The organism is Shewanella sp. 10N.7, from assembly GCF_020806285.1.
GTDB lineage: Bacteria > Pseudomonadota > Gammaproteobacteria > Enterobacterales > Shewanellaceae > Shewanella > Shewanella electrodiphila.
The window spans coordinates 100,569-123,817 of sequence record NZ_JAJGZS010000001.1 but is presented as its reverse complement, the minus strand read 5'-3'; the positions used below and the strand labels follow the sequence as shown (position 1 = coordinate 123,817).

Below are 23,249 nucleotides of genomic sequence, written 5' to 3'. Positions count from 1 at the left end.
ATGAAAGCACTTAGAGTTAAAAATGTTTATTTTGTCGAATCGCCACTTCAATTAATGAGCGCATTAGAAGCTGTAACGTTTTTTAAAGATGAAACAATAATATATTATAAACTATCAAGTGCTCAATCTAAATCAGATTTTCAAATGATAGATATAATTAAAAAGAGTGGGTTGAATTGTTTTTCTGAAATGAATAATCGAAGTCGAAGTATTTGGCATATAAGTTGTTTGAAGCTATTAATTATGTTTCTCTTATTTGCAAAATCCGAACGTGTTTTTATTGGCGATTTTAGAAATTTTTGGTTTAACATACTAGCAGGTTCGATAAGAAGTAAGGAAGTGGTTCTTTTAGATGACGGAGCATCTACTATTTACCTTCAATATAAGTTTTTTTCTAAAGGGAAAGGTTTTAGGACATTTATACGAAATAAAAAAGCTAAAGGTATTAAACGTAACGTTAACTACATATTTAGTCTAATGTTTAATGATAAGGTCCCCAACTTATTTAGTTTTTTTAATTTTGACGGATGGTTATTTGATAAGCAAATTGATTATTGTAAGGTGAGGAAAACGTTAAAAAAAGGTGAGCGTGTTAGAGGTGTTTACTTTCTGGGCTCAAAATTGAGTGAAGCTAAAATTCTGAATTTTAACCAAGAGCTTAAATTTATATTGTTCACTAAAAACTACATGGAAGCTCTTTACCCTGAACATGTATACGTTTATGTTCCACATAGGTCAGATTCAGAAGAAAAATTAATCAAGATTCATGAGGAAGGGATTCGCATTAAAAAGATAGATGTTCCTATAGAAATTTATTTTGATAGTGCAGAATGTTTACCTAGTATAGTATGTGGTTTCTATACTACTGCATTATATACTTTGAATTCAGGTTATTGTTTTGAAAGTGTTATCTCCTTTGATGTTTCTAAAAATATTGCTTGTAATAAAAATATCGACTCTATAAGAGCTGTATATTCTTACTATAAGAGTAATGGAATTCTTGTTGTACCTATAAAGGATTTTTGATTTGTTTATAAAGAATACATTAATCTATTTGCTTTCTTCGATATTATCAGCATCTATGCCTTTTGTTCTACTTCCTATTTTAACAAGGTTTTTATCGCCTTCTGATTATGGTCAAGTAGCAATGTACAATATTTTAGTTGTTGTACTAACAGCATTAATTGGTTTAAATGTAACAGGATCTGTTCAAAGAAAGTATTATGATGATGATGTTACAAAAGAAGATATTGCTATCTATATTGGTAATTGTCTTTATATTACGAAATTATCCATATTGTTAGTTTTACTTGCTTTGTCTATATTTTATAAAGAAATATCACTTTATCTAGAAATACCTGTGTTTTGGTTATTTATTGCGGTTTTTCAGGTGTCACTAGTTTTTATAGTCAATTTACGTTTAGCGTATTGGCAAGTGGAAAGTGCGGCTTTAAAGTTTGGGGCTTTGCAGCTTTTTAATGCTGCAACTAATTCGGCTTTATGTATTTTATTTGTTGTTTGGTTGGGGTTAAATGCCGAGGGGCGGATTTATAGTATAGTACTTGCATGTCTGCTTGCTGGGATTGTTGCTTTATACAGTCTCTTTCGAAACCAATTGATAAATTTTACTATATCAAAAAAAGATATAATAAGAGCATTGAAATATGGAATTCCTTTAATCCCTCATGTTATAGGTACTTTTTTGATAGTGTCTGTTGGACGGCTGGTTGTTAAAAATGAACTTGGGATAGCGACGGCAGGTTTATTTATGGCAGCGGTTAATGTTTCAAATGTGTTAAGCGTTATTTTTACAAGTATAAATAAGGCGTATGTTCCTTGGCTTTTTACTAAACTTAAAATTAATAATAAAACTTATAATAAGTTAATCGTTAAGTACACGTACTTGTATATTTTACTTCTAATTTTTGTTTCTGTTTTGTCATACAAGTTTTCGCCATATGTTTTTGAATTAGTTGTTGGGCCTGAATTTCGGTCTATTTCATATATTATTCCATTATTGGTTATTTCACAAATTGTTCTAGGAATGCAAAAGTCGATTGTAAATCATCTGTTTTTTCTTGAGAAAACAAAAAGTTTATCGACAATTACGGTTTTTTGTGGGCTGATTAGTCTCTTACTTTTATTTTTTTTCATAAAGAGTTACGGGATCTATGGTGCTGGCCTCGCTATTTTTATAGCTAGTGTTATTCAGTTTTTTTTAACATACCTATTAGTGTGTAAGGAGTCCAATTTGCAGTGGAACATTCTAGAGGTTTTTAAATAATGTTACTTTTGAATAAGGATGTTATTTTGACTAGTTTTATCTTTAGTTATTGTTCATTCTGTTTATTTGTATATATGTTTCTGGAAGCTAGTACTTTGAGAGGTATGCTTCTATCTTTGTCCTCTTTATTTATAGTATTGATATTGCTTTTCGGTCAGTTTAGCAAGAGAGCAGATTTTTTTACTTACTTAGTAATAATGTTCAGCTTTATCTACCTAGCTCCTTTATTATTTAATGGGAGTTTCCATTTAATTGGCGCGGCATCTTTGAGTTATGTTTCCACATTAGCTAGTGTTCTGATAGCTTCATTTTTTATTGCAAAGAGAACTTGCTTTTATTGGTTATCATATGCCATCCTTACCTTGTTCACTGTCATTATATTTTTAAGCTATATCAACTCGTTTATAACAGGGATACCTTTTGCTTTTTATGCAGACTCTATTTTATTAGGGCAGAGTCGTAATGTTGTTAGTTTTTACTTTATTGCACTGTCAGTTGGTTTTGTTTTGTCATGCAATTTAAATAATAAAAAACCAAATATGTATCTTTTATCTCTTGTTTTTTTTCTTAACTTATTACTCATTAGTCGTACCGGTATAGCCCTTTCAATAGTTATATTGTCTTTGGTTTTGATGTATTATAACAAACTTTTACTTGTCTTACTTGTGGGGGGAGTTATAGTATCTACACCTTATATTATTTTCTTTCTAATAAATGAAACTAATTTTTCACAAGGACTTGATACGCCTAGAACAATAATGACGAGCGAGTATTTATCTCAGATAACCATTAGTAATTTATTGTTCGGCTTTGATGTTAGTTCTATGCCTACAATTAACAACTTTAACGGTAATGCACATAATGCTTATTTAAGTTTGAGTATTCATTATGGTTACCCAATGTTATTTTTTATTTTTTTAAGCATAAGTCTTTTAATCGTGACAGTTTGTGTAAAAAGAAATTTTTTTGTTTTTATTTTGTTAAGTGTTTTGATTGTTCGATATTGCTCAGATACTGTTGCATTTAACGGTTTTTTCACAGATTATATCTTTTACACGATTGCAGCTTATTGTTTATTTTCGGTAAGATTGTTCAAAGCTCGAAATATTACTTCTGATCAAATACAGTAACCAGGGTAACGCATGTAATTCTCCATTTTTAAGTGGGTGTTAGGTGGAGTAGTATAATGTAATATGTGCCCATTGAGGCAGGTGAGATCGCGAACGTTTCTCATCCACTTAGACATTTATAAGCGCAGTCAGGGAACATTGAGGCTTTAGGTCGATGCATTAGTTACTAGATGTAACTATGGCTGAGAATGCCTGTCAAATCTATAAAGACCACGGTGCCAAAAATCTATTTTGTATGCGCCATATAGGCTTGTGCATGAGGTGTACAGAGCCGAAGTAAACCAAGTATCGTTGTATGATGTACACAGAGATGTTATATGCCGTCCTGAGTGTAGGCCTTAACGTAGTTGAATTCGGGCATAAAAAGTTCGGGTCGAATTTATATTTTAAATCTCATACTTTGTTTAATAAGTGAAAATTTTGTTTTTGTGCACTTTAAATAGGCTTGTTAAATTAAATTAAATTATTAATGGTGTGGTTTTTAAGTGAACTAATTAATGCATCTTATAATTATATTTTATCTAGGAATTTATAATGGATTCAACTGATTTTTCTAATGTGTTAGTTTCAATAATTGTACCGGCCTTCAACGTCGAAAAGTTTATTTCAAAATGTATTGAGTCACTATTGTGTCAAGACTATAACAACATAGAAGTAATTGTTGTTAATGATGGTTCGACAGATAAAACGCCTGATCTTCTGAGTAAGCTTTGTAAGGCGAATTCTATTGTTCGGGTTATACATACAGAAAATCAAGGTGTAAGTTCTGCTAGAAACATCGGTATTAAAGAGTCAAAAGGCGTTTATCTGGTGTTTGTAGATGGAGATGATTACCTAGAAACTGATTTTGTTAGTTATATGCTTAATCTTGTAGAGAGTACGGGGTGTGATTTTTGTCTTTCAACAGAGTGCTATACCAATAAGTATGAAAAGCAAAGCGTTTCCAGTTCTATTAAAACTTTAAATTCAGATGATTCTACCGCCTTACTTTTATCCCCTGACGTGGTTGTTGGTTGTTGGAATAAAATTTTTAAACGCAGTTTTTTAGTTTCTAACGGTATAAGTTTTTCCACCTCTCTCTTTTATGGTGAGGGGTTAACTTTTATTACTCAAGTTTCTCAACTTTCTATTAGTGTCGGAGTTGGAAATAGAAAGGTTTATAATTATCGAAGAAATAATGAAGAATCTGCAACAACAGAGTTTAATATAGAAAAAGTATATAATGGTGAGATAGCTCTTCTCGCCATTAAAGATTCAATTAAGAATGAATCTAAAAAAATAGATTTAATGTTCAACTATCATCTTAGTTTATATCGACTTGGCGCATTGGTTAGAATAAAGTCTAGCCAGAAGGGTGATATATACTCCGAAGATTATAAAAGGTGGCTTGATTATATTCGTAAAAGTACTATTAGTAACCTTTTCTATTGGGAAGTTTCAGCTTATCGTAAATTACTAATGACCAGTGGGTGTATTAGCCCATCACTTTTATCTTCATTAGATAAGGTTAGAAGGCGTCGTATAATGAAAAATAGTGTTAATGGCCAATAAAATTAACGTTTTATAAAATTTTAGTGTTAATAGTGGGAAGTATAAATTTGTGGAAATAGTTAGTGTAATCATCCCAACCTACAATAGGGTGGACTTATTAAAAAAAGCACTCGATAGTGTTTTAAACCAAAACTATCAGCATATCGAAGTTGTCATTGTTGATGACGCATCTACTGACAATACATTGAACTTTTGCAATTCCTTAGATGATGTTCGTATTTCTTACCATAGGTTCGATTCTTCTAAAGGAGGCAATTATGCAAGGAATTTTGGCGTTCAAAAATCAAGAGGTAGTATTATCGCTTTTCTGGACGATGACGATGAATGGTTACCTTTAAAATTAACTGAACAATTACGTATTTTACAAATACAATCTCAGGTTGGTCTAGTTTACACTGGTGCCAGTGTAGTTAATTTGGAGCATGATTTAAAATACAACATAGTTCCCAAAGAGAGAGGTGACCTTTCGCGATCAATATTGACGTACAATCATATTGGTACAACATCTTCCGTTATGATGAGACGTAGCATTTTTGAAGAAGCTGGCATGTTTGACATTGAAATGCCACAACTTCAGGATTACGATTTGTGGATAAGAGTATGTCAAATTTGTAATATTGAATTCATTGACCGTCCATTGATTAATTATTATGTCCATACCAATGGAACGCAGATTACAACTAGCGTAGATAAAAATAAACAATCTATAGAAATGATTGACAAAAAATACGCGGATTTAATATCTACTTTATCAGAAAAAGAGCAGAAGAAGCGTTTCTGTCAACGTTATAATGCTATGGGTAAGCGAAAGCTAAAAAATAACGAAACTACCGAAGCAATAAAATTCTTTATCAGGTCCTTTATGTCCTATCCAAATTTATTAAGTATAAAATTTTTAGTTGCATCATTCTTGCCTTACAAGTTTTTATTGGCAATTAAGCGTAGATTTTAATATAAAGATAAAAACTTTAGATGATGATCAATATCATTTTACAAATTCAAATAACGAGATAAAAAATTATGAAGATCGCAATTTTATCAATGCAGAAAGTTGTAAACTACGGTTCATTTATGCAGTCATTTGCATTGAGAAAAACCATTGAGAGCTTTGGTCATGAGTGCGAATATCTTGATGTTGTTCCTGGCATTCATATGAAAGGGTTCGAACGGAGTAAATCCCTTTATATTAAAAAATTTATAGAACGTTTTATGAACGTTCATATGTTTAAATATCTAAAACAACACCGCTTAATTAGTAAAAGATTCCAAGATGAGTTCTTCGATGAGTTGGGGGTTCTTAAGCGTAAAAACGACACTTATGATATGGTTGTGATAGGAAGTGATGAGGTTTTTAACTTCGCACAACCGACACCTTGGGGCTTCACAGAACAGCTTTATGGCAAAATTAATGAAACAGACAAAGTGATCTCTTATGCAGGCTCATTCGGTCATACAACAATTGCTGAAATCGAGAAGTATGGTGTAAAGGATAAAATAAAAGATTCTATGGGGAGCATGAAATCTATATCAGTTAGAGATAAAAATTCGTTTGGTATAGTAGAAAAATTACTTGGCTCTGCACCGACTATGAATGTTGACCCTGTCTTTATCTATGATTTTTCAAAGCATATAGTCAACATTCCTGAAAAAGACTACATCATCATTTACACTTATCCATCACGAATCTCTGGCCAGCAAGAAATAGATAAAATTGTTGAGTTCGCGAAAAAGTACAATAAAAAACTTATCTCAATCGGATTCTTTTTCCCATGGTGTGACGAAGTTGTTACTCCTCATCCGTTCGAAGTTTTGTCCTACATAAAAAATGCAGACTACGTAATTACAGATACATTTCATGGTACTATTTTTTCTATTATTACCAATAGTAAGTTTGGTACTTTGATTCGAAATACTAATACTCAAAAGCTTACATCTCTTCTAGAAACAATGAAGAGAAAGGATCGTATTATCAATGACATTAATAATCTTGAAGATATTATGTTAAAAGACATCGATTATAGCGATACTAAGGAAGTTATCAAAGCTGAGCGCCAACGTTCACTAGCTTACTTGAAAGAACAGCTATCATAGTATTGTTTTTATCTGTGTTGTGTTCGCTACCACGATACACACTTTTATCTTACAGCATTTATAGTGTTGCTTAATAAACAACAATAGTTAAAATTTTAGTAGGGGTTATGCACAAGTTCTCAGTTCTAATGTCTTTATATGACAAGGAAGTTCCATCATATCTTGACGAGTGCCTTCAAAGTTTATCTGTTCAAACGTTGCCAGCTGCCGAAGTCGTTCTTGTTTTAGATGGCCCTGTAAATATCAGTTTATTGTCTGTAGTTGAGTTGTGGAGAAAAAAACTTAATATCAAAACGGTTCAGCTTGATGAAAATCATGGACTATCGTTCGCACTTAACGTCGGTTTGAGGAATTGTAGCTACGACTATATTGCTCGATTTGATACTGATGATATATGTTTTCCTCAACGCTTCGAAAAGCAAATTTCATTCCTATTAGATAATCCTAGTATTGATATCTGCGGCACTTATGCAGTAGATGTTGATGAAGATGGCAATGAGCTTGGATTACGTAAAGTAAATTCAGAGCCTTCGGAAATTAAAAAATATATCTGGAGCTGTCCTGTCATACATCCCTCGGTTATTTTTAGGAAAGAAATGATCATAAATGTAGGTAGTTACAATAAGGATGCTGCATATCGACAAGATGATTATGATTTATGGATACGTTGTGTAGAGTTTGGCGCAACTTTTTCGAACATTAAAGAGCCGTTGATATATTATAGGTTCCCTGCAGGTTCAGAAAAAAAGAATAATTTCATGGTTGGTTTAAATAGATTTAGATTGGGTATAAAACCGCTAATAAAATATAATCCTAGTGTATTGTCATTTCTTGGTCTTTGCTATCCGATGATAAGGCCTTTGTTACCTAATTTTATGTTATCTTTTTTTAAGATACTTACAAATTCGTTGGACCCTAGAAAAAAATGATATTGATTACAGGAGCTAATGGTTTTCTCGGGCGTCATTTAGTAGGAGCCTTAGACGTTTTAAATTTATCTATTATTGACAGAGGCGCGACTAATTCAAATCCTAAGCATAGGTATACTCAAGCAGAAATTAATAGTAAAGATGATTATTCTAGTGCCATTAGTGGTTGTTCGACAGTTATTCACTGCGCTGCTCGAGTACATGTTATGGGTGACTCGGTGAATAATGCGCTAGAACTATATAGAGAGGTTAATACACTAGGCACGGCAAATCTAGCTCATCAAGCAGCGAAAGCTGGAGTTAAAAGATTTGTTTTTATTAGCAGCATTAAAGTTAACGGTGAGGGTACTGTACTAGGCAAGCCATTCACTTCATCCGATGCACCGTCCCAAGAAGATTTCTACGGGATCTCTAAAGCTGAGGCAGAACAGCAGTTATTTACCATCGGTAAAGAAACCGGGATGGAAATTGTAGTTATTAGACCAACGTTAGTTTATGGTCCTGGGGTTAAAGCAAATTTTGCCTCCTTGATGAACTTAGTATCCAAAGGTATACCATTGCCATTTGGTTGCATTAGAGAAAACCGCCGCAGTTTGGTGTCCGTTACAAATCTAGTTGACCTTATTGTTACTTGTATCGATCATCCCAATGCCGCAAATGAAACCTTTTTAGTATCCGATGATTGTGATGTTTCAACTTCTGAGATGGTGGCACAGATGGCAAAAGCCTTAGGTAAACAGCAATGGCAATTATCAGTGCCTAAATGGTGTTACAAATTGGCAGGTAAGGCACTTGGTAAACAAGATGTTATAGATCGTTTACTTGGTTCTCTCCAAGTGGATATTACTCATACTAAGAATACGCTGGGCTGGGTCCCCCCCCAAAGCTTCGAAGAAGGCTTCAAACAGTGTGCCAACGCATTTTTACAATCAAAACAGAAGTGATTTTTATGATACGATTATTGGATTTCCTAGCTGCTTTCTTTGGTTTGTTACTTTTGTGGCCTGTGTTGCTTGTTGTCACAATCATTGGTTTGTTTGATACTGGTTCTCCTATTTTTGTGCAAACACGTACCGGTCGAAATAAAAAGCCATTCAAACTGATCAAGTTCCGAACTATGTCTGTTGAAACTAAATCAGTTGCTAGTCATTTAGCCAACAATGCATCGATTACTAAACTTGGTGTGTTTTTACGTAAGACAAAAATTGATGAGTTACCACAATTAATTAATGTCGTTAAAGGTGAAATGAGTCTAGTCGGTCCAAGACCTAATTTGTTCAATCAAGAAGAGTTGATTAAAGAGCGTGATGCGTTAGGTGTGTATGAAGTTTTGCCAGGAATCACAGGTCTGGCTCAGGTACAAAACATCGATATGTCTACACCGGTTTTATTAGCTAAAACTGATAAGCAGATGATTGATAGCTTAACAGTTAAAGATTACTTCAAGTACATTATTATGACTGTCACAGGCAGTGGTTCTGGTGACGCGGTAAAGCCTAAATAGTTTCTAATAGGAAGAAAATTAATAATGAAAATTGCAGTTGCTGGCACCGGATATGTAGGTTTATCAAACGCTATGCTTTTAGCACAAAATCATGAAGTTGTTGCAGTCGATATCATATCTGATAAAGTTCAAATGCTTAATAAAAAGATAGTTCCAATTGTTGACACTGAAATTGAAGACTTCTTAGCTAATAAACCTCTCAATTTTAAAGCTACTCTTGATAAAAAATTTGCATATACAGACGCTGAATATGTCATTATAGCTACGCCAACAGATTATGATGCTGAAACCAATTATTTCAATACATCTTCTGTAGAAGCGGTAATAAAAGATGTAATGGAAATAAATTCTACTGCAGTAATGGTTATAAAGTCGACTGTACCTGTTGGTTATACTGCTCGTATTAAAGAAAAGTTGGGTTGTGATAATTTAATTTTTTCACCAGAATTTTTACGAGAAGGTCGTGCATTATATGATAATTTGCATCCGTCTCGCATTATAGTCGGTGAACGTTCAGGACGTGCAGAGATATTCGCAAACCTGCTAGTTGAAGGTGCAATAAAAGAGAACATTGAAGTATTGTTTACTGACTCAACTGAAGCTGAGGCCGTCAAATTATTTTCTAACACTTATTTAGCTCTACGAGTTGCTTACTTTAATGAACTTGACTCTTATGCTGAATCCCATGCTCTAAATGCACGTCAAATTATTGAAGGTGTAGGTTTAGACCCGCGTATCGGAAATCATTATAATAATCCTTCATTTGGCTATGGTGGTTATTGCTTGCCTAAAGACACAAAGCAATTGCGAGCTAACTATGCTGATGTTCCTAACAACATTATTAGTGCGATTGTTGAATCTAATACGACACGTAAAGACTTTGTTGCAGAATCAATTTTCAAACGTAATCCAAGCCGGGTTGGTATTTATCGTTTAATCATGAAGTCGGGTTCTGATAACTTCAGAGCATCGAGTGTTCAAGGGATAATGAAGCGCTTAAAGGCAAAAGGCATTGAAGTGGTTGTGTATGAGCCCGTTTTACAAGAAGAGGAATTCTTTCACTCTAAAGTCATTAAATCACTTGAAGAGTTTAAAGCTAGTTGCGATGTGATTGTTTCAAATCGTATGGTTGATGAAATACGTGATGTTGCAGATAAAGTATACACTCGTGATTTATTCGGTTCTGATTAATATTAGTTGTTAAGTTTGCAGAATAGATCTATCTATTATGATTTTAGCGCTAGGGTATTGATTTATAACCATTAGCGCTTTTAATTTCTGTCTCAATATTAAAAAAATCTATAAAAATGTGTCTCAGCAGCTTTTTTCAACACTTTTTCTATATTTTTAGAGAAGTGAACAAGTTAAGTTTTTCTTCGTGTTTTTTCATATTCTCACATATAATACCCTAAGCTAATTACATGAATTACTCATATTTTTCTGTATATAGTATATTGGTTAGGGGCTGGTATTTAAAAAGTAATCCACTATGATTTTTAAGTTTATGGAGCGGAAAATGGATTTTTTGCAAAGTTTGTTTAGTTTAGAGCGCAGTCAGAAGCGTTTAGTGAGTATCGCGATTGATACAGTTTTTCTAAGCTTTGCTTTTTGGACTGCACTATTAGTCAGAGTTGATGATGTCAGTGTGCTACTTAATGCGCATTACTGGGCTTTGCTCGCTACAATCATCCCGTTCAGCATTTTAGCATTCGTCAAGCTCGGTTTATATCGCGCCGTACTGCGTTATATGAGCTTACAAGCAGTAACGGCTATTTTGCTTGGTACTGTCGCATCAACTGTTACTTTAGTGTTCGTATCTTATTTTTCCGAGGCATCTCTGCCTCGAACTGTTCCAATCATATATGCCATGTTTGCTTTGGTGTTTGTCGGGGGCTCTCGTGCTCTTGTTCGCTCCTTAGTTGGCTCCGGTATTAAACGCAACGGTGAGCCTGTTATCATCTATGGTGCTGGAGTTAGTGGCCGTCAATTGCTTAATTCACTTGTATTAAGCCATGAATATTATCCTTATGCTTTTGTCGATGATGATGAAGCGCTACATGGCAGTGTAATACAAGGTGTTCATGTTCATTCACCTTTAATCATACGTAAACTTATCAAGCAAAAAGCAGCAACGAAAGTACTGTTGGCAATACCGAGTGCGACCAGAGCTAAACGAAAGGAAATTCTTGATCGTTTAGAGCCATTATCTACTCAAGTATTAACTATCCCAGCCATGGCAGACTTGGTGAGTGGTAATAAACTTTACAGTGATATTAAAGAAGTTGATATTGATGACTTGCTAGGACGAGATGCTGTCGCGCCTAGAGAAGATTTATTAACTGCTAATATCACAGGTAAAGTGGTTATGGTAACTGGCGCAGGTGGGTCTATTGGCTCAGAACTATGTCGTCAAATTTTAAAGCAATCACCCAAAAAATTAGTGTTATTTGAACTGTCTGAATATTCTCTTTATGCCATTGAAAGAGAGTTATCAGCAACAGCAAAAGAGCTTGGCCTCAATGTACGTATTTTGCCGATGATGGGCTCGGTTCAACGTGAGAATCGTGTCCAAGCGATTATGGAATCTTTTGGTGTTCAGACTGTATATCACGCTGCGGCTTATAAGCATGTTCCACTTGTTGAGCACAATGTTGTCGAAGGAATTCGCAATAATGTTTATGGCACATTAAATACAGCAAGAGCTGCTATTGCAGCGAAAGTTGAAACTTTTGTTTTAATCTCAACGGATAAAGCGGTTCGTCCAACGAATGTGATGGGGACAACCAAACGGATGGCTGAGCTTGTGTTACAAGCTTTTTCAAAAGAGAAGAATGAGACCCGTTTTTGTATGGTCAGGTTTGGTAATGTATTGGGTTCATCAGGATCAGTAGTGCCGCTATTTAGAACCCAAATTGCTAATGGCGGCCCTGTTACAGTTACGCACCCTGAAATTACCCGTTTCTTTATGACAATACCTGAAGCATCGCAGCTTGTTATTCAGGCAGGCGCTATGGGTAAAGGCGGTGATGTTTTTGTTCTCGATATGGGTAAGTCAGTGAAAATTATCGATTTAGCCAGTAAAATGATCCGACTGAGCGGTTTTGATGTCCGTGATGAGTTTAACCCCGAAGGCGAAATAGCCATTGAATATAGTGGATTACGCCCGGGTGAAAAACTCTATGAAGAATTGCTTATTGGTGATGATGTCACGGGTACCGAGCACGAAAGAATTATGACTGCTAATGAGGTTCACCTTTCATGGGCCGAGTATTCTAAAATACTCGAGCGTTTAGATATAGCTTGTCATGCTTTTGACCACGAAACTATTCGCGATATTTTGTTAAAAACTCCCACAGGTTTTGCGCCTACTGATGGTATTTGTGATTTATTATTTCAGCAAACTGAAAAGAATACACAAGCACACACAAATATCATCAATTTAGCTTAATTTTGAAAATATCTAACTATCAGATTTTATAAGGATGATTGATTCATGAAAGTTGTTATTCCCGTAGCAGGCCTTGGCACACGAATGCTTCCTGCCACCAAAGCTATCCCAAAAGAAATGCTGCCTATCGTGGACAAACCGCTTATTCAGTATATCGTTAATGAATGTGTTGAAGCAGGTGTTAAAGAAATAGTACTGGTGACTCATGCCAGTAAAAATGCCATTGAAAACCACTTTGATAAATCTTACGAGCTTGAATCAACGCTTGAAAAGCGTGTTAAACGTCAGCTGTTAGAAGAAGTTCAGTCTATTTGTCCTAAAGATGTAACCATCATGCATGTTCGCCAAGGTGAAGCTAAAGGGTTAGGGCATGCGGTGTTATGTGCTAAACCTTGTATCGGTAATAACCCTTTTGCCGTAGTACTGCCTGATGTAATTTTAGATGAGTATACCGCAAACCAAAAAACTGAAAATTTAGCCGCGATGATGGCGCGCTATCATACTAGCTTTGCTAGCCAGATTATGGTTGCCCCTGTACCAGACCATGAAGTGAATAAATACGGTATCGCAGATTGTAATGGAGAAGAGATTGCTCCAGGTGACTCGGCTAAAATCAAAGCTATGGTAGAAAAACCAGCTATTGGCAGCGCACCGTCAAACTTAGCGGTTGTTGGCCGTTATGTTCTATCTGAAAAAATCTGGAATTTGTTAGCTAAAACGCCAGCAGGTGCAGGTGGTGAAATTCAGCTGACAGACTCGATTGATATGCTGATTGAGCAAGACACAGTTGAAGCGTTTAACATGACCGGTAAATCACACGATTGTGGTGATAAGTTAGGTTATATGAAAGCATTTGTTGAATATGGCTTACGTGATAAAAAATTGGGTAAAGACTTTAAAGCTGAACTTAATGCTTTGATCAACGCCTTTTAGCTAGCTACTAGTTAACCGATAAATATACAAATACTAGGCCTTAAGTGAAAACTTGAGGCCTTTTTTGTTTTTAAACTTTAAAGGCTTTTTATACAAATTTGTATTCAAGTGAATTTTTTTCAGGCTGTATATTTCAGGATCTTATATTTACAAATTTAGTACTTTCAATTATATACACCGCAATTGTTTTAGCTGAAGCAACAGGAGATTAACAGCTTTAAATGATAGAACTTGAACGTATGCATGACGCTATTGGCCTGTACCTCATTGGCACTTTACAACTTCCGGGTCGTTTTTTGAGCACTACAATTGTGTTACTTATTTTGTATGCTAAGTTAGTGGTATCTAAATCATAAAATGGATTTTATATGCGGATATTACATCATGGCGCTGTGAATGGCATCACCGGCTCATGTCATCAATTAGATGTGAATGAGTCAGGTGTTGTTTCAAGTTACCTTATCGATTGCGGCTTGTTTCAAGGGGCTGAAACAGCTGGTAACTCTTCGGCGCAGCAATTACAGATTGATTTTGATATTAGTGCGGTGCAAGCGCTCATTTTGACTCATTGCCACATTGATCATGTGGGACGCATACCGTATCTCATTGCTGCAGGCTTTAATAAACCCATATACGCAACAACTGCCACAGCAGCTTTGTTACCTTTGGTAATCGAAGATGCCCTTAAAGTTGGTGTTACCCGCGACAAAAAATTAATTAAAACGTTTTTGAAAAAACTGCGAGCTCTTATTCGTCCTGTTGAATATAATCAATGGGTTAGTCTTAAGCTTAATACTATTTCTAGCGCTTCCCTTAACGCTAGCTTAAGTCACAAACATTGCTCCAACTCTAAAGCGAATTCTCATGCTTTCGCTAGTCCTGCAGCCAAGAATAATGCTGTGCCATCTCAGTGTGATGTCTCTTCAATCAAGCTTAAATTTAAACCTGCGGGGCATATTTTAGGCTCGGCGTATGTTGAGTTTGACTTGATGGGTAAGGATAAACACAGAGTGGTATTTTCTGGTGATTTAGGCGCAACTTATACCCCTTTATTAGCGAGTCCCCGTAGCCCTTATCGTGCAGATACCTTAGTGATTGAGTCTACTTATGGGGATAAAAACCACCAAGGTCGCAAGCACCGCACTCAACAGCTCAAGCAGATCGTGACTAAATGCGTGGCGGACAAAGGCGTAGTGTTAATACCTGCATTTAGTATTGGCCGCACCCAAGAATTATTATACGAATTTGAACAAATCATTAATCGCAACCCAGATAACGCTATGTGGGAACAAATTGATATTATTGTTGACTCACCTATGGCGGCTAAATTCACCGAGAAGTACCTTGAGTTCCAGCAATTATGGGATAAAGAAGCTAAAAAGGTGGTTAGCACTGGCCGGCATCCCTTAGATTTTAAGCAGCTATATACCATAGACAGCCATAAAGACCATTTAACTGTGATTAATTACCTGAGCAATCGTAGCAAACCTGCAATTGTTATTGCGGCATCAGGTATGTGTAGTGGCGGGCGAATAATGAATTACTTACAGCGTTTTTTAGGTATGCCAACAGCAGATGTATTATTTGTCGGTTATCAAGCGCATGGTACCCCGGGGCGCGATATTCAAACTTACGGACCTAAAGGTGGGTATGTGGTGCTTGATGATACCAGAATCGATATTAAAGCAGGGGTTTATACCATTAGTGGTTATTCTGCCCATGCAGACCAAACTAATTTAGTTAATTTTGTAAAACGCATGCATCACAAGCCTAAGCATATTCGCATTGTTCATGGTGATGAAGAAGCTAAGCTAGCCTTGGCTGAAAAATACCAGCAATTATTACCTGATTGTAAGGTCGTCATAGGCAAAGAGTAATAGTCTCCTTTATTGCAAACTCTTAAGGAGTTGGCTTTCAAGTTAATAGCTTTTAAGTTAAAGGCTTTTAGTTATAGGTTTTTAGTTATTGGCTTTCAAATTTTTGGCTATCCAAGAGAGTTGCTTTATCGAATTTTGTTGCAGCGTTAGTAGTGACCTTGACGGTCAATGAAGCATGCTATATTCGATATAATGTAAATACTTTTTCTGTTTGAGTTAGCGTCACTATTTAAGTTAATCAAGCTTGTTTTTCATCCCACCTTTTTTATCATCAATAATTCCTCCTTCATTTTGCCTCACTTGTGCCACTTACAGACACAAGCTGTCCGCGACGAGTTACTTTGCAAACCTTTCATTCCTTTATATTCCTTTTCGTTATACTAAACTCACCATTAATAACTTTTACTATTATTTGATGCTGGTAATATAATTATATGTAAATTCAGCTTAACAATTATTAAAGGGATGACTCTGACATTTGGGTCTCTTTTTCTCATATGAATTATTGAAGGTTTATTGGAACTGATATGTCGACACAATTGACTCATTTAAAGCAACTTGAAGCAGAATCCATACAAATCATGCGTGAAGTCGCCGCTGAATTTGATAATCCCGTGATGTTGTACTCAGTGGGCAAAGACTCCTCAGTATTGCTTCATTTGGCTCGAAAAGCCTTTTACCCAGGAAAAATTCCATTCCCGTTGATGCACGTCGATACCAACTGGAAATTTAAAGAAATGATCGCTTTTCGTGATCAAATGGCCGAAAAATATGGTTTTGATTTAATTGTGCATAAAAATCCCCGCGGAGTGGCGATGAATGTTGGCCCCTTTACACATGGTAGTGCCAAACACACCGACATTATGAAGACTGAAGGGCTTAAACAAGCGCTAGATGAACATGGTTTTGACGCTGCTTTTGGTGGTGCAAGACGTGATGAAGAAAAGTCTCGCGCTAAAGAGCGTGTTTATTCATTCCGCGACGGTAAGCATCGCTGGGACCCCAAAAACCAGCGACCAGAACTTTGGAACATTTATAACGGCAAGGTTGATAAAGGCGAGAGTATTCGTGTATTTCCGCTTTCAAACTGGACTGAGCTGGATATCTGGCAATACATTTACCTTGAAGGCATTGAAATCCCATCTTTGTACTTATCAAAGCCTCGTCCAGTGGTAGAGCGTGATGGCACCTTAATTATGGTCGATGATGAACGTATGCCAATTGAACCTAATGAAGTGGTAGAACAAAAAATGGTTCGTTTTCGCACTTTAGGCTGTTACCCATTAACGGGCGCAGTGGAATCAGAAGCGACAACTCTACCTGAAATTATTCAAGAGATGTTGTTATGCACCACATCTGAGCGACAAGGTCGAGTTATTGACAATGACTCAGCAGGCTCAATGGAGAAGAAAAAAATGGAAGGATATTTCTAATAACAGAAATATATCTATTTTAATCCATCTAGTTAACCCTAAAGAATTGATGAAGCTGCGCAGCATGTACGGCGATAGCTAAGGAAAAGTAATGAGTGATAGCACAAGGTTAATCGCATCTGATATCGAAGCATATCTAAATGTTCATGAAAATAAAGACATGCTCAGAGTATTAACGTGTGGCAGTGTTGATGACGGTAAATCTACGTTAATTGGTCGTTTATTGTTTGATAGCAAAATGATTTTTGAAGATCAAATGGCGGCCATTGAGAAAGATTCAAAGCGCTTTAATACCACTGATGAAGCTTTCGATTTAGCATTATTAGTTGACGGTTTGCAGTCTGAGCGTGAGCAAGGGATCACCATTGATGTTGCTTATCGCTATTTTGCTACTGAGCAACGTAAATTTATCATTGCTGATACACCAGGCCATGAGCAGTACACCCGTAATATGGCGACCGGCGCATCGACATCTGATTTAGCGATTATTTTGATTGATGCTCGCCATGGGGTTCAAGTTCAAACTCGCAGACACAGTTTTATTTGTTCACAATTAGGCATTAAGCACGTTGTTATCGCGATTAATAAAATGGATGCCGTTGATTATGACCAATCCGTTTATCAAAATATTAAGAAAGACTACCGTGAATTTGCCCAAGATTTAGCCTTTGATGATATCCGTTTTGTGCCTATTTCTGCTTTAAAAGGCGATAACGTCGTCAACGAAAGTGACAATATGAAATGGTATCCAGGTTCTACGTTACTTAAGTTGCTTAATACGGTATCTATTACTGAAGATACCAATGCCTCTTTCCGTTTTCAGGTTCAATATGTTAACCGCCCAAACCTGAACTTTAGAGGCTTTTGCGGCACTGTAGCGTCAGGTGAAATCCGGGTAGGTGACACCATAGTTGCACTACCATCAGGTAAAGAAAGCAAAATTAAATCGATAGTGACCTTTGATGGTGACTTAAAAAAAGCCTCAGCTGGTATGTCAGTAACGCTTACCTTAGAGGATGAAATTGATGTTGGCCGCGGTGACATGCTTGTTAGGCCCCATGATCAACCTCATTCATCTAATCACCTTGAAGCTGATGTTGTTTGGATGGCTGAAGAACCACTGCAACTAGACCGTGAGTATGAAATCAAAGCGGGCAGCAAGTCGGTATACGGTTATGTGGATGCTTTTAACTTTAAAGTTGATGTTAATACATTAGCTACCGAAAGTACCCAACAACTGGCACTCAATGAAATGGGTAACTGTCATTTTACCTTAACAGCGCCAGTTCAATTTGACTCATACAGCCAAAATCGTTCAACGGGCGCATTTATTATTATTGATAGACTGACCAACGTGACAGTGGGCGCAGCAATGATCCGCTCGGCGGTTGAAGGCGAGGTAAGTTCAAAGCACCAATACTCTGAGTTTGAAGTTGAGTTCAATGCATTAGTACGTAAGCACTTTCCGCATTGGGGAGCCAAAGTGATTGGCTAGCTTGTAGGGTGATGTAATTGCAATGAGTTGTTTTTATCACATGTAAACCGCTAGCTAACGCTTAACCAATATAAACAGCCAAGGCTATTGCAAGTTACTCTTTCGCAAGCGAATTATAAAACATGGCTGCGAATACTGAGGAAACCACACATTGATAGAGTTAATAGTAGTGATGGCACTGATTAATACGGTGCTTATTCTTTCGTTAAAAGTGTGTGGTGCTCTTTAGTCCTATTTTTTTACTTACTTAGCGTGAACCATTGTTATATGTCAATTGAAGCCTACGTTACAGTATTTATTTTTGTTGCCACCATTATGGCATTATTACGCTTTCAGAATCGGCCTGGCGCCGTTTTTGGCGTAACCTTATTATTATTAGTGGCTTCAGGCTTAGTAACCCAGCAACAGCTGTTGTCTAGTATTGCTAATCCTGGGTTGATCACTTTAGTGTTATTGATCATTTGCTCTTTCGCATTAGAAAAAACCCGTCTCTTACGCCTTATAGCCTCTAAAGTGATTTTAAAAAGCTACAAGGCTACTTTTATTCGGCTGTTTTCGTTAACAACAATCAGTTCTGCTTTGTTAAATAATACCGCGGTCGTGGCGACACTACTTTCGCCGATTCGAAATAACCCACACCATTTTGCTAGTCGATTATTACTGCCCTTGTCCTATGCAGCCATTTTAGGGGGAACATTAACCCTGATTGGTACATCTACTAATTTAATTATCAACAGTCTCTATTTGGATACTGCAGGGCAATCGTTATCTTTTTTCTCATTTACAGCCATTGGTTGTTTATTGGTTGTTGGTTGTGGTGGGGTATTGGCCTTTTCTGTTCGATTTTTACCTGAAAATGCGCCCGTGTCGGATTGTAGTAAGGGCTATTTTATTGATGCCAAAATAACCGAGCATTCTGAGTTAATAGGAAGAACTGTCGAAAACAATGGCTTGCGCAATTTAGAGTCATTATTTTTGGTGGAAGTGGTGCGTGATGGATGTTTAATCAGCCCTGTTTCTCCTAGTGAAATACTCAGGCAAGATGACAGATTAATTTTTTCAGGTGACATAACTAAGGTTGAGCAACTAGCTCAGTTTTCGGGCCTTAAAACCTTTGCTCACCAAAATGAACTGACAACCGCCAATTTAACTGAAGTGGTTGTGCGACCTGAAAGCATTTTAATTAGAAAAACACTTAAACATGTTGGCTTCAGAGCCTTATTCGATGCTGCTGTTGTTGCGATTAGACGTGATGGTGAGCAAGTGTCGGGTAAGTTAGGTGAAGTGTGCATTAAAGCGGGTGATTTTTTAGTACTTGCTGTCGGTGAAGATTTTAAATCTCGCCGTAATATCAGTAAAAACTTTATCTTTTTGAGTGGTGTTGAAACTGAAGTTAGATTAAATGGCTGGCGGGCGTGGTTAGCGGTGGGAGGTTTTGTTTCTACTGTTGCGTTAGCGGCTTTGGGATGGGTTGAATTATTTCAAGGGTTAGTGATTTTACTTGGCTGTCTTATTTTATCTCAGTCGATTAGCGTTAATGAAATTATGCGTAGGTTGCCCATTGATATTTGGTTAATTGTTTCTGCGGCGATTTTGTTATCTCATGCATTGGCCAATGCCGGTGTTGTGAGCTTGTTGGGTGATTGGATAAGTGATGGATTTGACAGTAATCATGTTTACTTAGCTTTGATTATTATTTATTTTTTAACTTGGTTTATGACAGAACTTGTCACCAACAATGCTGCGGCCGCACTGATGTTTCCAATTGCCTACAGTGTGGCGTTGGGTTTTGGGGTCGATGTCTTACCGTTTGTTATGACGGTTGCATTTGCCGCCAGTGGCAGTTTTATTAGCCCCTATGGATATCAAACCAATTTGATGGTGTTTAACGCCGGTCAGTATAAGTTTAACGACTTTATTAAAGTCGGTTTGCCCGTCAGTATAGTTTATGGCGCAATTGTTATTCTGGCAGTGCCATATTTCTTTCCTTTTTAACGGCTTAAGTATTACAAGGATTTACCATGTCACAAACGCCTTATCAGTCTATTGACGTTAGCGCTGAAAAATCAACCGATGTTGTCTGGCACCTTACAAGTGTTAGCCATGATGAACGCGCCAAGCTCAATGGGCATAGCGCTGCGGTGTTGTGGTTTACAGGGTTAAGTGGCTCAGGTAAATCTACCGTCGCCAATGCTGTAGATAAAATGCTTTATGATTTGGGCTGTAAAACGTACGTGTTAGATGGTGATAACGTTCGTCATGGCTTAAATGGCGATTTAGGTTTTAGTGATACTGACCGAGTTGAAAATATTCGTCGTATTGGTGAAGTGTCAAAGCTATTTGTGGATGCTGGGTTGATTGTTTCTACAGCATTTATCTCGCCATTTTTACAAGACAGAGAAATGGTGCGATCGCAGCTTAATCAAGGGCAGTTTATTGAGGTGTTTATTGATACACCTATTACAATTTGTGAGCAGCGAGACCCTAAAGGGCTTTATAAAAAAGCACGAGCGGGTGAGATTAAACACTTCACAGGTATCGACTCGGATTATGACATCCCTTTAACGCCTGAAATCCACGTTAAAACGGCCGAAAAAGACATTGAAGCCTGCGCCAAGCAAGTGATTAACTATTTAATTGCTAATCACTACATCACTACATCACTGTGAAGTGATATGTCGATGGATTTTGATGTTTAATTCTATTCCCATAATGAATCTGCAGTATGGGAAGTAAGTTATTTTATTTTATTACTAACAGCTAACAGCTAACAGCTAACAGCAGTATCAGCACTTCAGCTCAAACAAACCTCATCTTAACTCTTAATGTCAGCGCCTTTTGTAACTTCGCCTATAAAGCCGCTGGCATTAGCAAGACCTGTTTCATCGTGTTGAGTCATGTCCACATTGCGCCAAAGTTAACTACAGATAAGTTATTTAGCTAATACTAAATCGGTCACCGAAATTCAATTTAGTGCGACATAATTCGAACTCAATGATGTCCTGCCAATAAATATGGTTAAACTTGGCTAAAAATTAGGTAAACTTAGCCACAGTGAATAAAAGCATTCGATTTATAAAATGAGCTGTGGGCGATGTATTATTAGATAGTAGCTCGTAGTTGTTTCATTGGAGTAATAATGTCTCGTAAGTATTTTGGCACCGATGGGGTGCGTGGCAAAGTGGGTGAGTTTCCGATTAACCCATCGTTTGCGATGAAGTTAGGTTGGGCGGCAGGTACGGTTTTAGCCTCTGCTGGTACCAAAGAAGTGATTATTGGTAAAGATACCCGTATCAGTGGTTATATGCTTGAAACGGCAATGCAAGCTGGCTTTTCTGCGGCTGGTATTAATTGTGCGTTAGTTGGGCCTATGCCGACACCTGCGATTGCCTATTTAACATCGACTTTTAGAGCCGATGCAGGCGTGGTGATTAGTGCGTCACACAACCCTTATTATGACAATGGCATTAAGCTGTTCTCAAATTCAGGCACTAAGCTTAATGATGCGCAAGAGTTAGAAATTGAGCATTTACTAGATCAAGCGATTAATCACGGCGCCATGACGTGTGTAGATTCTGCAAAGCTAGGTAAAGTACGTAGGATCAGCGATGCTGCTGGGCGTTATATTGAATTCTGTAAAGGCACGTTTGATAAAAACAAGTCATTAATGGGCCTCAAGATAGTGGTGGATTCAGCTAATGGCGCGGCATATCACATTGCTAAAGAAGTGTATGCTGAACTTGGCGCTGAAGTGATTAGTATCAATGATAAGCCTGATGGTTTAAATATTAATGAACGTTGTGGTGCAACCCATTTAGATAGTCTTCAAACTGCTGTCATGGTTCATGAAGCTGATTTGGGCATTGCTCTTGATGGTGATGCCGACAGGGTGTTGTTTGTTGATCACAATGGTCACGCTGTAGACGGTGATGAGATATTATTTATCTTGGCACAAGCGGCTAAAACTTCTGGTGAGCTAAGTGGCGGTGTCGTTGGTACATTAATGTCGAACTTAGGGCTAGAGCTAGCACTTAAAGAAATGGATATTCCTTTTGTTCGTGCAAAAGTTGGCGATCGTTATGTTGTTGAGCAACTTAAAAATACCGGTTGGCTTTTAGGTGGTGAAGGTTCAGGCCATATATTAAGCCTTAAACATACCACCACAGGTGATGGTATTGTTGCTTCGCTTCAAGTGTTAAATGCTTTGATTGATTCAGGTAAAAACTTATCGGAAGTCAAATCTGGCATGACTAAACTGCCGCAAATTTTGATTAACGTGCGCCTTAAAGCAGATAACGCTGATGAAATTATTGCATCTGAGCAGGTTCAGGCAGCTGTTAAGGCTGCTGAGGTTGTTATGGGTGATAATGGCCGCGTCTTGTTACGAAAATCAGGCACAGAGCCGTTAATTCGCGTTATGGTTGAATCAACTTGTGAAGATATGACGCAGACTCAAGCTCAAAGTCTTGCCGATGCAGTATCTGCAGCTAATTGATTTATTAGCTTGAACCTCATTGTTTAGTCGGGGTTAACTGACTTAACGAAATACAAATTAAAAATGCCAGAGCGATGCT

18 protein-coding genes and 1 pseudogene are annotated in these 23,249 nt (G+C 37.0%); all 19 read left to right on the top strand.

All coding sequences use genetic code 11. The annotated features are described in order from the left end of the window. The 19 genes and pseudogenes from LMH66_RS00485 (at position 1) to glmM (ending at position 23,170) form a co-directional block, all read left to right on the top strand. Positions 1-1,026, top strand: a complete 1,026-nt coding sequence (locus tag LMH66_RS00485; protein ID WP_229367605.1) for an alpha-2,8-polysialyltransferase family protein — start codon at positions 1-3, stop codon at positions 1,024-1,026. Between the two features lies 1 nt (position 1,027). After that, positions 1,028-2,284 (top strand): lipopolysaccharide biosynthesis protein, encoded by a 1,257-nt coding sequence (locus LMH66_RS00480; protein WP_229367602.1) that lies wholly within the window; start codon positions 1,028-1,030, stop codon positions 2,282-2,284. Between the two features lie 26 nt (positions 2,285-2,310). After that, positions 2,311-3,414 carry a hypothetical protein gene (locus LMH66_RS00475; RefSeq protein ID WP_229367594.1) on the top strand — a complete coding sequence of 368 codons (1,104 nt, stop codon included), beginning with the start codon at positions 2,311-2,313 and terminating at the stop codon, positions 3,412-3,414. A gap of 121 nt (positions 3,415-3,535) precedes the next feature. Further along, positions 3,536-3,829, top strand: a pseudogene (locus LMH66_RS00470) (hypothetical protein); the annotation flags it as partial. A 119-nt stretch (positions 3,830-3,948) separates the two neighbouring features. Then, positions 3,949-4,965, top strand: a complete 1,017-nt coding sequence (locus tag LMH66_RS00465) for a glycosyltransferase family 2 protein (protein ID WP_229367591.1) — start codon at positions 3,949-3,951, stop codon at positions 4,963-4,965. A 49-nt stretch (positions 4,966-5,014) separates the two neighbouring features. Continuing rightward, the gene (locus tag LMH66_RS00460) at positions 5,015-5,917 is read left to right on the top strand and encodes a glycosyltransferase family 2 protein (protein WP_229367589.1); all 903 of its coding nucleotides are present in this window, start codon (positions 5,015-5,017) and stop codon (positions 5,915-5,917) included. Between the two features lie 68 nt (positions 5,918-5,985). Then, a complete protein-coding gene (locus LMH66_RS00455; RefSeq protein ID WP_229367587.1) occupies positions 5,986-7,056 on the top strand; it encodes a polysaccharide pyruvyl transferase family protein in 1,071 nt (356 codons plus the stop codon). 128 nt (positions 7,057-7,184) lie between these two features. Continuing rightward, the gene (locus LMH66_RS00450; protein WP_229367579.1) at positions 7,185-7,985 is read left to right on the top strand and encodes a glycosyltransferase; all 801 of its coding nucleotides are present in this window, start codon (positions 7,185-7,187) and stop codon (positions 7,983-7,985) included. Continuing rightward, the gene (locus LMH66_RS00445; RefSeq protein ID WP_229367577.1) at positions 7,982-8,929 is read left to right on the top strand and encodes a UDP-glucose 4-epimerase family protein; all 948 of its coding nucleotides are present in this window, start codon (positions 7,982-7,984) and stop codon (positions 8,927-8,929) included. Before LMH66_RS00450 ends, LMH66_RS00445 begins: the two co-directional genes overlap by 4 nt. 5 nt (positions 8,930-8,934) lie before the next feature. Then, the gene (locus LMH66_RS00440) at positions 8,935-9,489 is read left to right on the top strand and encodes a sugar transferase (protein WP_229367576.1); all 555 of its coding nucleotides are present in this window, start codon (positions 8,935-8,937) and stop codon (positions 9,487-9,489) included. Positions 9,490-9,513: 24 nt separating this feature from the next. Next, positions 9,514-10,680, top strand: coding sequence for a nucleotide sugar dehydrogenase (locus tag LMH66_RS00435; RefSeq protein ID WP_229367574.1), 1,167 nt, complete (start codon positions 9,514-9,516; stop codon positions 10,678-10,680). A 325-nt stretch (positions 10,681-11,005) separates the two neighbouring features. Further along, positions 11,006-12,937, top strand: a complete 1,932-nt coding sequence (locus tag LMH66_RS00430) for a polysaccharide biosynthesis protein (RefSeq protein ID WP_229367572.1) — start codon at positions 11,006-11,008, stop codon at positions 12,935-12,937. Between the two features lie 45 nt (positions 12,938-12,982). Further along, on the top strand, positions 12,983-13,870 hold the full coding sequence (gene galU / locus LMH66_RS00425) for a UTP--glucose-1-phosphate uridylyltransferase GalU (RefSeq protein ID WP_229367564.1): 888 nt from the start codon (positions 12,983-12,985) through the stop codon (positions 13,868-13,870). Positions 13,871-14,238: 368 nt separating this feature from the next. Then, entirely contained in the window at positions 14,239-15,747 is a 1,509-nt protein-coding gene (locus LMH66_RS00420) for an MBL fold metallo-hydrolase RNA specificity domain-containing protein (RefSeq protein WP_229367562.1), read from the top strand. 527 nt (positions 15,748-16,274) lie between these two features. After that, entirely contained in the window at positions 16,275-17,180 is a 906-nt protein-coding gene (gene cysD, locus LMH66_RS00415) for a sulfate adenylyltransferase subunit CysD (RefSeq protein ID WP_229367561.1), read from the top strand. A gap of 91 nt (positions 17,181-17,271) precedes the next feature. Then, positions 17,272-18,675, top strand: coding sequence for a sulfate adenylyltransferase subunit CysN (cysN, locus tag LMH66_RS00410; protein ID WP_229367560.1), 1,404 nt, complete (start codon positions 17,272-17,274; stop codon positions 18,673-18,675). A 267-nt stretch (positions 18,676-18,942) separates the two neighbouring features. After that, positions 18,943-20,670 (top strand): SLC13 family permease, encoded by a 1,728-nt coding sequence (locus LMH66_RS00405; RefSeq protein WP_229367559.1) that lies wholly within the window; start codon positions 18,943-18,945, stop codon positions 20,668-20,670. A 26-nt stretch (positions 20,671-20,696) separates the two neighbouring features. After that, on the top strand, positions 20,697-21,344 hold the full coding sequence (gene cysC, locus LMH66_RS00400; RefSeq protein ID WP_229367558.1) for an adenylyl-sulfate kinase: 648 nt from the start codon (positions 20,697-20,699) through the stop codon (positions 21,342-21,344). Between the two features lie 470 nt (positions 21,345-21,814). Then, the gene (gene glmM / locus LMH66_RS00395; protein ID WP_229367556.1) at positions 21,815-23,170 is read left to right on the top strand and encodes a phosphoglucosamine mutase; all 1,356 of its coding nucleotides are present in this window, start codon (positions 21,815-21,817) and stop codon (positions 23,168-23,170) included. Positions 23,171-23,249 lie beyond the last annotated feature (79 nt).